At 66.3% G+C, this 11,729-nt stretch carries 15 protein-coding genes; 10 read left to right on the forward strand and 5 right to left on the reverse strand.

What is annotated here, in order from left to right; genetic code table 11:
• Positions 1–7: 7 nt before the first annotated feature.
• From IP92_RS17770 to IP92_RS17790, 5 genes are all read right to left on the reverse strand, one after another.
• Positions 8–1,057 carry an NAD(P)H-dependent glycerol-3-phosphate dehydrogenase gene (locus IP92_RS17770; RefSeq protein WP_145877412.1) on the reverse strand — a complete coding sequence of 350 codons (1,050 nt, stop codon included), beginning with the start codon at positions 1,055–1,057 and terminating at the stop codon, positions 8–10.
• Between the two features lies 1 nt (position 1,058).
• Positions 1,059–1,502 (reverse strand): SH3 domain-containing protein, encoded by a 444-nt coding sequence (locus IP92_RS17775; RefSeq protein WP_145877414.1) that lies wholly within the window; start codon positions 1,500–1,502, stop codon positions 1,059–1,061.
• Positions 1,503–1,596: 94 nt separating this feature from the next.
• The gene (secB, locus tag IP92_RS17780; protein WP_145877416.1) at positions 1,597–2,073 is read right to left on the reverse strand and encodes a protein-export chaperone SecB; all 477 of its coding nucleotides are present in this window, start codon (positions 2,071–2,073) and stop codon (positions 1,597–1,599) included.
• A 141-nt stretch (positions 2,074–2,214) separates the two neighbouring features.
• Positions 2,215–2,475: a glutaredoxin 3 gene (gene grxC, locus IP92_RS17785; RefSeq protein WP_145877418.1), complete on the reverse strand. Its 261-nt coding sequence runs from the start codon at positions 2,473–2,475 to the stop codon at positions 2,215–2,217.
• A 16-nt stretch (positions 2,476–2,491) separates the two neighbouring features.
• Complete coding sequence (locus IP92_RS17790) at positions 2,492–2,893, reverse strand: rhodanese-like domain-containing protein (protein WP_145877420.1); 402 nt, start codon at positions 2,891–2,893, stop codon at positions 2,492–2,494.
• A 114-nt stretch (positions 2,894–3,007) separates the two neighbouring features.
• Between IP92_RS17790 and gpmA the strand changes: the two genes are divergently transcribed.
• From gpmA to gspL, 10 genes are all read left to right on the forward strand, one after another.
• Positions 3,008–3,754, forward strand: coding sequence for a 2,3-diphosphoglycerate-dependent phosphoglycerate mutase (gene gpmA / locus IP92_RS17795; protein ID WP_145877422.1), 747 nt, complete (start codon positions 3,008–3,010; stop codon positions 3,752–3,754).
• A gap of 7 nt (positions 3,755–3,761) precedes the next feature.
• The gene (locus IP92_RS17800) at positions 3,762–5,216 is read left to right on the forward strand and encodes a murein hydrolase activator EnvC family protein (RefSeq protein WP_145877425.1); all 1,455 of its coding nucleotides are present in this window, start codon (positions 3,762–3,764) and stop codon (positions 5,214–5,216) included.
• A 10-nt stretch (positions 5,217–5,226) separates the two neighbouring features.
• On the forward strand, positions 5,227–6,747 hold the full coding sequence (locus tag IP92_RS17805) for a S41 family peptidase (protein ID WP_145877428.1): 1,521 nt from the start codon (positions 5,227–5,229) through the stop codon (positions 6,745–6,747).
• Positions 6,744–7,490: a HesA/MoeB/ThiF family protein gene (locus IP92_RS17810; protein WP_145877430.1), complete on the forward strand. Its 747-nt coding sequence runs from the start codon at positions 6,744–6,746 to the stop codon at positions 7,488–7,490. The genes IP92_RS17805 and IP92_RS17810 overlap by 4 nt, the downstream gene beginning before the upstream one ends.
• A 121-nt stretch (positions 7,491–7,611) precedes the next feature.
• Positions 7,612–8,055: a type II secretion system major pseudopilin GspG gene (gspG, locus tag IP92_RS17815; RefSeq protein WP_145877432.1), complete on the forward strand. Its 444-nt coding sequence runs from the start codon at positions 7,612–7,614 to the stop codon at positions 8,053–8,055.
• A 13-nt stretch (positions 8,056–8,068) separates the two neighbouring features.
• Positions 8,069–8,527: a type II secretion system minor pseudopilin GspH gene (gspH, locus tag IP92_RS17820; RefSeq protein WP_229418831.1), complete on the forward strand. Its 459-nt coding sequence runs from the start codon at positions 8,069–8,071 to the stop codon at positions 8,525–8,527.
• 4 nt (positions 8,528–8,531) lie between these two features.
• Positions 8,532–8,900: a type II secretion system minor pseudopilin GspI gene (gspI, locus tag IP92_RS17825; protein ID WP_145877437.1), complete on the forward strand. Its 369-nt coding sequence runs from the start codon at positions 8,532–8,534 to the stop codon at positions 8,898–8,900.
• Entirely contained in the window at positions 8,897–9,514 is a 618-nt protein-coding gene (locus tag IP92_RS17830) for a PulJ/GspJ family protein (RefSeq protein ID WP_145877439.1), read from the forward strand. Before gspI ends, IP92_RS17830 begins: the two co-directional genes overlap by 4 nt.
• A complete protein-coding gene (gene gspK, locus IP92_RS17835) occupies positions 9,511–10,479 on the forward strand; it encodes a type II secretion system minor pseudopilin GspK (RefSeq protein WP_145877441.1) in 969 nt (322 codons plus the stop codon). Before IP92_RS17830 ends, gspK begins: the two co-directional genes overlap by 4 nt.
• A 15-nt stretch (positions 10,480–10,494) precedes the next feature.
• Positions 10,495–11,724 (forward strand): type II secretion system protein GspL, encoded by a 1,230-nt coding sequence (gspL, locus tag IP92_RS17840; RefSeq protein ID WP_145877444.1) that lies wholly within the window; start codon positions 10,495–10,497, stop codon positions 11,722–11,724.
• Positions 11,725–11,729 lie beyond the last annotated feature (5 nt).

The following is an 11,729-nucleotide window of genomic DNA, read 5'->3' on the forward strand; positions in this document are numbered from 1 at the left end:
TCAATCGTTACTTCGAAGCGGGCGCGAGTGTCTCATCGCGGGGATCGCGTGCCAGCATGCGGGTGACGAGGTCTTGCGGCTTGACGCCATCGAACAGCACGGCGGCGACGCCATTGGTGATCGGCATCTCGACGCCAAGCCGGCCGGCCAGCTCGCGCACGGCTTTCGCGCACGGCACGCCTTCGGCCACGTGGCCCAGCTCCGTCACGATCGTCGCCAATGCCTTGCCCTGCGCCAGCCCCAGGCCGACGCGGCGGTTGCGCGACAGGTCGCCCGTGCAGGTAAGGATCAGGTCGCCCATGCCCGTCAGGCCCATGAACGTCTCGATATTGCCGCCCAGCGCCGTGCCGAGGCGGGTGATCTCGGCCAGGCCGCGGGTGACGAGCGCCGCGCGGGCGTTCAGCCCGAGGCCCAGGCCGTCGGCGATGCCGGTGGCGATCGCCATCACGTTCTTCACGGCGCCACCCACTTCGACACCGACGATGTCCTCGCTCGAGTACACGCGCATCGTGCCGCCATGCACGGCTGCCACGACGCATTCGCGCAGGCCGGCCGAGCTGGAAGCGATCGTCAGCGCGCACGGCAGGCCCTTCGCCACTTCCTGCGCGAACGACGGGCCGGACAGCGCACCGTTGGCGATGCCCTCGCCCAGCACGTCGCGGAAGACTTGGTGCGGCAGCAAGCCCGTTTCGTATTCGAAGCCCTTGCACAGCCAGACGAGGTTCGGAATCGGCCGGCCTTTCAGGCTCTCCAGCAGCGGGCGCAGGCCGGCGACGGGCGTCGCGGCGATCAGCAGGCCGTCGTGGCCGTCCGCGTCGCGGTAGGTGTGGGCCACGGCCGCGTCGAAGTCGGCGCTCACCTTCAGGGCGGGCGGGAACGGGTAGCCGGGCAGGTAGTGCGTGTTCTCGTGGGCGGCGCCGATGTCGCGCATCGCGTCGGCATTGCGGCCCCACAGGATCACGTCGTGCCGGGCGGCGACGGCGATGGCGACGGCCGTGCCCCAGGCGCCGGCGCCCAGGACAGTGATGCGGCGCCGGTTCGGTTTGTTGTCTTGCATGTCAGATGCCCCAGATATCGCTGCTGCGTACGTAGCCGGCCAGGCCGTCGCGGTGGCGGACCTTGATCCAGCCGTTCGCGCCAGGTTCGCCCAGCTCCAGCAGCACGCCTTTGTCGGCCGTGAACACCACGGCCGACGCTTCATCCTCGGCAGCGCGTACCTTGGCGTTCGCCACGCGCACGATCACGTTGCGCCGGCCCGTCAGCGCGCGCGCCGGCGTCCACGCCAGGTCGCCCGCCACGTCGCGCACCTTGACCCAGTCGCCATAGGTCAGCACGATCTCGAGGGGCGTGCCGCGCGGCACGATGAAGAGTTTGCTCCCTTTTGTCGACGGGGCGTCGTACAACACGGCGGGAGCCGCGCCGACCGTCTTGAATTCGGCGGCCCAGGCACCGGCGCTCGCCAGCAGCAGGGCGACACTGATTATCAAGCGGGTAACACTCATTGCCAAAAACTTTCGTCCAAAATGATCAAAGGCCACGAAGGGCCTTTGAGATGGGAACTGCCGGGAGGCGCAGGCCCCCCATGCGTCAGCGCAATTACTGAACGGTGTTGGTGCCTTCGGCAGCCTTGGCTTGCTGTTCGGCGATCGCCTGCAGACGCTGCTGGTAGAACACCTCGAAGTTGATTTCAGCCAGGTGCACCGGCGGGAAGCCCGCGCGGGTGATCACGTCGGCGATGTTCGCGCGCAGGTACGGGTACACGATGTTCGGGCAACCGATGCCCAGCAGCGGATCCAGCTGGTCGGCCGGAATGTTGCGCGCTTCGAAGATACCGGCTTGCTTGCCTTCGACCAGGAATGCAACCTTGTCCTTGACCTTGGCGGTCACGGTGATCGTCACGGTCGACTCGAAGATGCCGTCCTGCAGCGGGGCAGCGCCCACGTCCAGCGCCACTTCGATCGTCGGGGCTTCCTGCTCCAGGAAGATCGCCGGGGAGTTCGGCTGTTCCAGCGACATGTCTTTCAGGTAGACGCGTTGGATTTGGAATACGGGTTGCAGATTTTCGTCAGACATGGAACGCTTTCAATGAATTGGACAGATAATTATCGTCGTCCGCCCAGGATGCCAACCGAACCTGGATCAAACGCGTGGGCAATTGTAGCAAAACAAATATGTTCGCCACCCTTTTTTTGCCCACGCATTAATAAATTTCCATCACCCCTTCAGCAGCGGATCGAGGCCGCCGGCCTGGTCGAGCGCGTACAGGTCGTCGAAGCCGCCCACGTGGGTTTCGCCCACATAGATCTGCGGCACGGTGCGGCGCCCCGTCTTCTGCATCATCACCTGGCGCTGCTCCGGGTCGAGGTCGACGCGGATCTTGTCGATGTTCTTGATGCCCTTGCTCTCGAGCAGCCGCTCGGCGCGGATGCAATACGGGCAAACGGCGGTGGTGTACATGGTTACTGGTGCGGTCATGGCGTATACCCTCCTGTTATTTGGTAATCGGCATTCCTTGGGTTTTCCACGCATCGATGCCGCCGTCCAGGACGACCACATCGGCAAACCCGGCCTTTTCCAGGATTTTTGCGGCGCCGAAGGCACGCGTCCCTTTTTGGCAGACGACCACGGCCGTCCTGTTCTTGAATTTTTCCAATTCGCCGCGGCGCTTGTCCAGCTCGCCCAGCGGAATGTTCCTGGCGTCGGGCAAATGACCTTCGCCGAAGGCCGCCGCGTCGCGTACGTCCACAATGGTGGCTTTACCGCGGTTTATCAACAGCGTGACCTGCTGCGGGGAGGCCTTTTTGCCGCGCTGGGTTAGAACCGGCCACAGCAACGCGCCGCCGGACAACACGGCAATGCCTACGAGCAAGAAATGGTCGATGATGAATTTCACTTAGCATCCATTGGTTGAAGTCAATCCGGCCATTATAAAATAGAAGGCGAACAACAGCTCCGGCAGCCCGCTGCCCCGGCCACTTCCCACTTTCTCAACCTAGAAGATTGTCAAATGTACAAAATCGTTTTCATGCGTCATGGCGAGTCCACCTGGAACCTCGAAAACCGCTTCACTGGCTGGACCGATGTGGACCTGACTGAAAAAGGTGTCAAGGAAGCCAGGCTGGCCGGCGAAGTGCTGAAGCAGGAAGGCTATACGTTCGACCTGTGCTACACGTCCGTACTGAAGCGGGCGATCCGCACGCTGTGGCTGACGCTGGACGAGATGGACCTGATGTACCTGCCGATCAAGAACGACTGGCGCCTGAACGAACGCCACTACGGCGCGCTGCAGGGCCTGGACAAGGGTGAGACGGCCGCCAAGTTCGGCGACCAGCAGGTGCTGATCTGGCGCCGCAGCTACGACATCCCGCCGCCCGCGCTGGAAGCGTCGGACGACCGCACGTCGTACAACGACCCGCGCTATGCCGGCCTGCCGAAGGAACAGATCCCGCTGACCGAATGCCTGAAGGACACCGTGGCGCGCGTGCTGCCGGCATGGAACGAGGAAATCGCACCGCAGATCAAGGCCGGCCGCAAGATCCTGATCTCCGCCCACGGCAACAGCCTGCGCGCACTGATCAAGATGCTCGATGGCATCAGCGACGAGGAAATCGTCGGCCTGAACATCCCGAACGGCCAGCCGCTCGTCTATGAACTGGATGCGGACCTGAAGCCGATCCGTCACTACTACCTGGGCGACCCGGCCGCGATCGCCGCCGCGCAGGCTGCCGTGGCCAATCAAGGCAAGGCCAAGTAAGACACCGATGGCAGTTAACCGTTCGCGGCGCGCCGGCGCCTGGTTCGCCGCGCTCGGCGTGGCCGCAACCCTCGCCTTTGGCGGGGGCGATGCCCTCGCGGCCAAGCAGCAGACCAATCGCAGCAAGCAGAAAGCGGCCGCCGAGGCGGAGCGCGTCGCGTTGCAGCAGAAACTCAATGCGCTGAAGAAGGACATCGGCCAGACCGAGAGTGCCCGCGAGGATGCGGCGGACACGCTGGCCGAATCCGAGGAAGCGATCTCGAACGCCAACCGCCAGTTGCGCGAGCTGGCGGCCGAGACGGCGGAAACCAATGAGCGCATCACCCGCCTTTCGGGCGAGCGCGAGCGGCTGGCCGCGACGATCGCCGGCCAGAAGCAGCAGCTCGCCAGGCTGCTGCGCGAGCAGTACGTGGCCGGCAATGAAGACCGCATCAAGCTGCTGCTGTCCGGCGACAATCCCAACCGCATCAACCGCGACCTGCAATTGATGTCCTATGTGTCGCAGGCGCAGGCCAAATTGATCGAATCGCTGCGCGCCAACCTGGCCGCCGTCGAGAACAACCAGGCCGAGGCGCAGAACGCGAAGGACGAGCTGGAAGAGATCGCCGAGGAAGAGCGCCAGCAGAAAGCCGTGCTGGAACAGCAGAAGGCGAAACACGCCGCGCTGGTGGCGAACCTGTCGAAGAAGCTCGACACGCAGCGCAAGGAAGCGGGCCGGCTCGAGCGCGACGAGCAGCGCATGGGCGCGCTGGTGGACCGGCTGAACAAACTGATCGAGGAACAGGCGCGTGCCGCCGCGGCCGAACAGAAGCGCCGCGAGCAGTTGGCGGCGCAGCGCGCCGCGAAAGCCAAGGCGGAAGCGGAAGCGCGCGCGCTGGCCGCGGCCAAGGCGAAGGCGGAACGCGAACGGCTGGCGCGCGAAGGCAAGCCGCCGCGCAGGGACGAACCGAAAGTGGCCGTCAAGCCAGAGCCGAAGCCGGAGCCGAAACCGGAGACCCGCGTCGCCGAGCGCGACGAAGGCGGGGCCCGGCCGTCCGACGTGGCGCTGGCGCCGGCCGCGCCTGCCGGCGCATTCGCCAGCCTGAAAGGGCAGATGGCGGCACCCGTCTCCGGCAAGATCGCCGCGAAGTTCGGCAGCAAGCGTGGCGACGGCCCCAGCTGGAAGGGCGTGTTCATCCTGGCGCACGAAGGCGCCGAGGTGCGCTCCGTGGCACAGGGCCGCGTCGTGTTCGCCGACTGGCTGCGCGGCTTCGGCAACCTGATCATCGTCGATCACGGCGGCCAGTACATGAGCATTTACGGCAATAACCAGTCGCTGCTGAAGCGCGCCGGCGATATCGTCAAGGGCGGCGACGTGATCGCAGCGGCCGGCAACAGCGGTGGCAACGAGGAATCGGGTTTATACTTCGAGCTGCGTCATCAGGGCCGGGCGTTCGATCCGGCCGGCTGGGTGAAGTTCTAGCGGAAAGCATATGGGTAACAAACTCAAGAGTATCGGCCTGATCGGCCTGGGCATGATGGCCGGCGTGGCCGCCTCGATGAACTTTTCCGCGCTTGCCCAGCGCGCCGATGCGCCGCTGCCGCTGGACGAATTGCGCCAGCTGTCCGATGTGTTCGGATTGATCAAGTCGGACTACGTCGAAAGCGTCGACGACAAGAAGCTGCTGCAGGATGCGATTGCCGGCATGGTGTCGTCGCTCGATCCCCATTCCGTCTACCTGGACAAGAAGGCCTTCCGCGAGATGCGCGAGTCCGTGCAGGGCAAGTTCGTCGGCGTCGGCATCGAGGTCGCGGCCGAAGACGGCTACGTGAAGGTGGTGTCGCCGATCGAGGATTCGCCCGCGTTCAAGGCCGGCATCAAGGCGGGCGACCTGATCACCCGCATCGACAACGTGCCGCTGAAGGGCATGTCGCTGGACGAGTCGATCAAGAAAATGCGCGGCGAGCCGCGCACGAAAGTCGTGCTGACGCTGTCGCGCAAGGGCGAGGACAAGCCGCTGATCGTGCCGGTCGTGCGCGAAGAGATCCGCGTGCAGAGCGTGAAGGCGAAGATGGTGGAGCCGGGCTATGCGTGGCTGCGCATCTCGCAGTTCCAGGAGCCGACCGTCGACGAGATGGTCAAGAAGCTCGCCGCGCTGTACGCGCAGACGCCGGACATCAAGGGCATCGTGCTGGACCTGCGCAACGATCCGGGCGGCGTCGTGCCGGGCGCGATCGGCGTGTCGGCCGCGTTCCTGCCGAAGGATTCCGTCGTCGTGTCGACCAACGGCCAGCTGCCCGATTCGAAGCAGACGTTCTATGCGCGCCCCGAATACTATGCCGGCCGCCACCCGGGCGATCCGCTGGCAAAGCTGCCGGCGGCCGTGAAGACGGTGCCCCTCGTCGTGCTGGTCAACGCCGGTTCCGCCTCCGCCTCCGAGATCGTCGCGGGCGCGCTGCAGGACTACAAGCGCGCCATCGTGATGGGCGGCACGACGTTCGGCAAGGGCTCGGTGCAGACGCTGCGCCAGCTGACGGCCGATACCGCCGTCAAGCTGACGACCGCCCGCTATTACACGCCGAAGGGCCGGGCGATCCAGGCCAAGGGCATCGAGCCTGACGTGCATGTGGACGAGACGGCGGAAGGCGACGGCTTGAACGGCCTGCGCCTACGCGAGGCGGACCTCGAAAAGCACCTGTCCGGCGACGAGAAGGAAATCCGCCCGGTGCGCCACGACGACGTGGAAGAAGAGCAGCGCCTGCTGGCGCTGGCGAAGAAGCAGAAGCCCATCGAGTTCGGCAGCAAGGAAGACTTCCAACTGGCGCAGGCGCTGAACCACTTCAAGGGCTTGCCCGTGAAACTGGCGAAGGTGGACACGCCGGCCGACAAGGCCGCCGCTGAAACCGCCGTGAAGCGCGAGACGAAGATGGATGCCAAGCCGGATTCAAAGTCGGATTCAAAGACGGACGTGAAGCCGGAAGACAAGAAGGCGCCGCCGTCGCACGTGAAATGAACGACGAACAGCTGCTGCGCTATTCGCGGCACATCCTGCTCGACGAGATCGGCATCGAGAGCCAGCAAAAGCTGCTCGCGGCGCGCGTGCTCGTCATCGGCGCCGGCGGCCTCGGCTCCCCGGCCGCGCTGTACCTCGCGTCGGCCGGCGTCGGCAGCCTGACGATCGTCGACGACGACGACGTCGATCTCACCAACCTGCAGCGCCAGATCGCCCACACGACGGCGCGAGTGGGTCAGCCGAAGGCGCTCTCCGCCCGCGAGGCCATCGCCGCGCTCAATCCGGATGTGCAGGTGACGGCGCTGATCGAGCGCGTCGACGACGCGCGCCTGGCCGAACTGGTGGCTGCCAGCGACGTCGTGCTGGACTGCACCGACAACTTCAAGACCCGCCACGCCGTCAACCGCGCCTGCGTCGCCGCCCGCGTGCCGCTCGTATCGGGCGCCGTGATCCGCTTCGACGGCCAGGTCAGCGTCTTCGACCCCCGCTCGGGCGCTGCGCCGTGCTACTCGTGCCTGTTCCCGCAGGACCAGGCGTTCGAGGACGTCGCCTGTTCGACGATGGGCGTGTTCGCCCCGCTGGTCGGCGTCGTCGGCGCCATGCAGGCGGCCGAGGCGTTGAAGCTCGTGATGGGCATCGGCGAGTCGCTGGCCGGCCGGCTGCTGCTGCTGGACGGCCTGCGCATGGAGTGGACCAGCATCGGCGTGGGCCGTAACGACGGCTGTCCCGTCTGCGGCGGCTGATTGAACCGGTGTCCGCACCGGTTACATGTCTTTACCCCCTTTTTCACCTTGCTGTAGTAAAACCGGCTTATACTGCTGCACTCTGCTTTTCGCACAACTTCTGCCAATCCACCGCGAACACATGAAAAAAGGTCTCTACAGCACGCGCCGTGCGCGTGGCTTCACCCTCATCGAAATCATGGTGGTCGTCGTCATCATGGGCGTGCTGGCCGCGCTCGTCGTGCCGAAGCTGCTGGCGCGCACCGGCGAGTCGAAAGTGGCGGCCGCGAAGGTCGACATCGCGACGATCATGCAATCGCTGAAGCTGTACAAGCTCGATAACACGCGCTACCCGACCACGGAGCAGGGCCTGCAGGCGCTGCTGACGAAGCCGACCAGCGGCCCGGCCGCCAACGGCTGGAAGGAAGGCGGCTACCTGGAAAAAATGCCGAAGGACCCGTGGGGCAACCCGTACCAGTACCTGTCGCCCGGCGTGAAGGGCGAGGTCGACGTGTTCTCGCTGGGTGCCGACGGCCAGCCCGGCGGCACCGGCGAGGATGCCGACATCGGCTCCTGGGAAAACTGACGCGCAGCACGCCATGCGCCAACGCGGCTTCACGCTGATCGAGCTGCTGGTGGTGTTGGTCATCATCGGCCTGACGCTGGGCCTCGTCACCGTGAACCTGGCGCCCAGCCAGCGCCAGGCGATGCAGCAGGACGCGCAACGGGTCGCGCTGCTGCTGCAGCTGGCGCGCGACGAAGCCATCGTGCGCAACCGCCCGATCGCGTTCGAAGCGAGCGAGCAGGGTTACCGCTTCCTCGTCAGGGACGGGCGCGAATGGAAAACCCTGCCGCAGGACGACATGCTGCGCGAACGCGAGTTCAAGCGCGCGCCCGTCACGCTGCTGCTCGATCCCCCCACCAATCTCCCCGGTGCGCCGCTGCGCATCGTGTTCGGCCGCGAGCCCGTCGACAAGCCGTTCGTGCTGACGATGGCCGCGGGCGACGTCAGCGCGGCCGTGCATGCCGACGGCGTCGGCCATTTCACCGTGGAGTAAGCGGATGAAGCGTCGCGCGCAGGGATTCACGCTGCTCGAAGTGCTGGTTGCGCTGTTCATCGTCGGCACCGCGCTGATCGCGTCGCTGCAGGCGATCGGCAGCCTGACGCACAACAGCGACGGTCTGCGCACGACGATGATGGCCACGTGGTCGGCCGAGAACCGCCTGGTGCAGATCCGCCTCGGGAAGCTGTTCCCGTCGGTCGGCAAGACGTCGTTCCCATGCCCGCAGGGCGACCTGCAACTGCAGTGCGAGGAAGAGGTGATCCTGTCGCCGAACCCGCTGTTGCGCCGTGTCGAAGTCTCCGTCTACGACAGCGCGCACCCCGAGCGGCGCATCATCAAGCTTGTGCAACTGGTGATGAAGTCATGACGCGCGCACGCGGCTTCACGCTGATCGAATTGCTGGTCGCGATCACCGTGCTGGCGATTGTCGCCGTGCTGGGCTGGCGCGGCCTGGACAGCATCCTGCGCTCGCGCACGCAGCTGACGCAGCAGATGGAATACACGCGCGGCATCCAGCTGGCGTTCGCGCAGATGCAGAACGACCTGGAGCAGTTGGCTGGCGCGGCGGTGATCGGCGCGGCCCGCCAGAACCTAGTGGCCGACAATTCCCGGCTCGTGTTCATCCGCCTGCAGTCCCCGGAAAACGGCGCCACGCAGCTGGCCGTCGTCAGTTATCGGCTGCGCGACGGCGTGCTGACGCGGCGCGAGTCGCCGCCGACACGCGACATGACGCAGCTGGAGGGGCTGTGGCAGGCCGCGCAGTCCGATACCGACTCGACGCCGGACGTGGCGCTGCAGGCGAACGTGACCGCGATGAACATCCGGCTGTGGGACAGCGGCGCATGGGTGGCGCCGCCGAACGGCACGGGCAATAGCACGGGCAATACAGTGCGCGGCACGGCGACCGGGTTGGAGATGTCGCTGCAATTGCTGAACGAGCCGAACCCGATGGTGAAGGTACTGCTGCTGGGGGCGATATGAAGAGCGTGACCCGGAGCGTGACCCGGAAGCTGACCCGCCAGCGCGGCGTGGCAGTCGTCACGGCGCTGCTGTTGACGACGCTGGCCGTGACGATCGTCGCCAGCCTGTTCTGGCAGCAGCAGGTGCAGGTACGGTCGATGGAAAACCAGCGCCTGCACCTGCAGACGCGGTGGATTTTGCGCGGGGCGCTGGACTGGGCGCGGCTGATCCTGCGGCAGGATGGCATCGACTCGCCCAACTGGACCCGTGCCGATGGCGTGTGGGCGACGCCGCTGGCGGAGACGCGACTGGACGATTACGTGGAGCGTGAGCGGGTCGAGGGCGAGACGTACGATGCGACGCTGCAGGGCCAGGTTGTCGATGCACAGTCGCGTTACAATCTGAAGCGGCTGGCACCCGGTGGCACCATCAACGCTCAGGAAGTAGCGGCGTTCAAACGGCTGCTCGAATTGCTGCAGCTCGATGGCGGCTTGGCGCAGTCCGCCGCGCAGCTGGTGCAGCGCGCCGCGCAGGCAACGCTGGCGCAGCAGCAGCAGGGCGGCAGCAATACCCCGATGGCGCTGCAGCGGCTGGAAGACCTCCTCGCGGCAGGCTTTTCGCAGCAGGCGATCGATCGCTTGCGCGACTATGTCGTCGTGCTTCCGGACGACCAGGCACTGGTGAACGTGAACACGGCCAGCGCCGAGGTGATCGCAGCCATCGTGGATACCATGTCGCTGGCCGATGCGCAAGCGCTGGTGGCGGACCGCAAGCGCACCACATACACGAAGAACCTGCCGTTCACCAGCAGCCCGCAGGTGCAGGGCAAGACAGTGCTGGCCCAGGTGGACGTGCGCAGCAATTACTTCCTCGTGCTCAGTCAAGTAAGGCTGGATCGGGCGCGGCTGGAATCGTGGGCGCTGATCCGCCGCGAAACGCAACAGAAGCTCTTTGTGACGAGCATCGAGTGGATCAGGGAAATCTAAGGAAAGCAAAGCGTTTTGACGACTCTCTACATAAGTTATCCGGCCCGTGCCGCCGCGGCCGACAACGGTGCGGCCTGCGGCTACGCGCTGGTGGGCGACGCCGGCAACGTGATGCAGCAGGGCGTGGGTGCGCTCGGCAAGCTGACCGACCTCGTTGCCGCCAGCCGCAAGGTCGTGCTGCTGCTGGCGGCGGCCGACGTGACCTTGCTGCGCGTGACCGTGCCGCCTCTGACGGGCAGCCGCCTGAAGGCCGCCATTCCGAACCTCGTCGAGGAACAACTGCTGGGCGATCCGGCCGATTGCGCATTCGCCCTCGGCCCCGTGCAAGCGGGCAGCGCGGAGCGCACCGTCGCCGTCGTGCAGCGCGCCTGGCTCGAGGTGCTCGTCAAGGCCCTCGTGCAGCAGGGCGCGCGCGCCGTGGCCGCGCTGCCGGCGCAACTGTGCCTGCCGCTGGCGCCGGGCGGCGTGTCGGCGGCCCTCGTCAACGATGAAGCGGGACTGGAACTGACGCTGCGCGCCGGTGCGTACGAAGGCATGGGCCTGACCTTGCCGGCCGAACTGGAAAGCGCGCTGCAGACCGTGCGCGCGCTGGCCGGCGAAGCACCCGTCACGCTGTACGTGCCGGCGGCCCAGCGAGCGCAATACGAAACGCTGCTGCCGGCCGTGCCGGGCATTGTGCTGGAAGAAGAGCATTGGGCGCACCGCATCGCCGCCGCGAAAGGCGTGCAGCTGGACCTGGCCGCCGGCCTTGCCGCCGCCAGCGGCGCCCGCGCGCAGGCGTGGAAACGCTGGCGCTGGCCGCTGCGCATCGCCGCGCTGGCGGTGCTCGTCAACGTGATCGGCCTGAACGCCGAGTGGCTGCGCATGAAACGCGAAGCGCTGGCCGTGCGCCAGACGATGGTGCAGGTGTTCCGCGCCGCGTATCCGAACGAGAAGGTGGTGCTCGATCCGGTGGCGCAAATGCGCGGCAATATCGCGCGCGCCCGGGCCAGCAGCGGCGCCGTCGGGCCGGATGAATTCACTACGCTGGCCGCCGCGTTCGGCGAGGCGCTGCAGGCGCTGCCGCGGCGCGACGTACTCGCGGGGCTCGAATACCGCGACCGCGCACTGATCGTGAAACTGAAAGCCGGCAGCGTCGACGCGGCCGCGCTGGGGCTCGTGCAGGCGCAGTTGGCGCCGCGCGGCCTGGCGGTGCGTGAGACGGGCGCCGGTACCTGGGAAGTCCGCGCGGGAGCGAAGTCGTGAGCAAG

It is taken from the genome of Pseudoduganella flava, assembly GCF_007830495.1.
Taxonomy (GTDB): Bacteria; Pseudomonadota; Gammaproteobacteria; order Burkholderiales; family Burkholderiaceae_D; genus Rugamonas; species Rugamonas flava.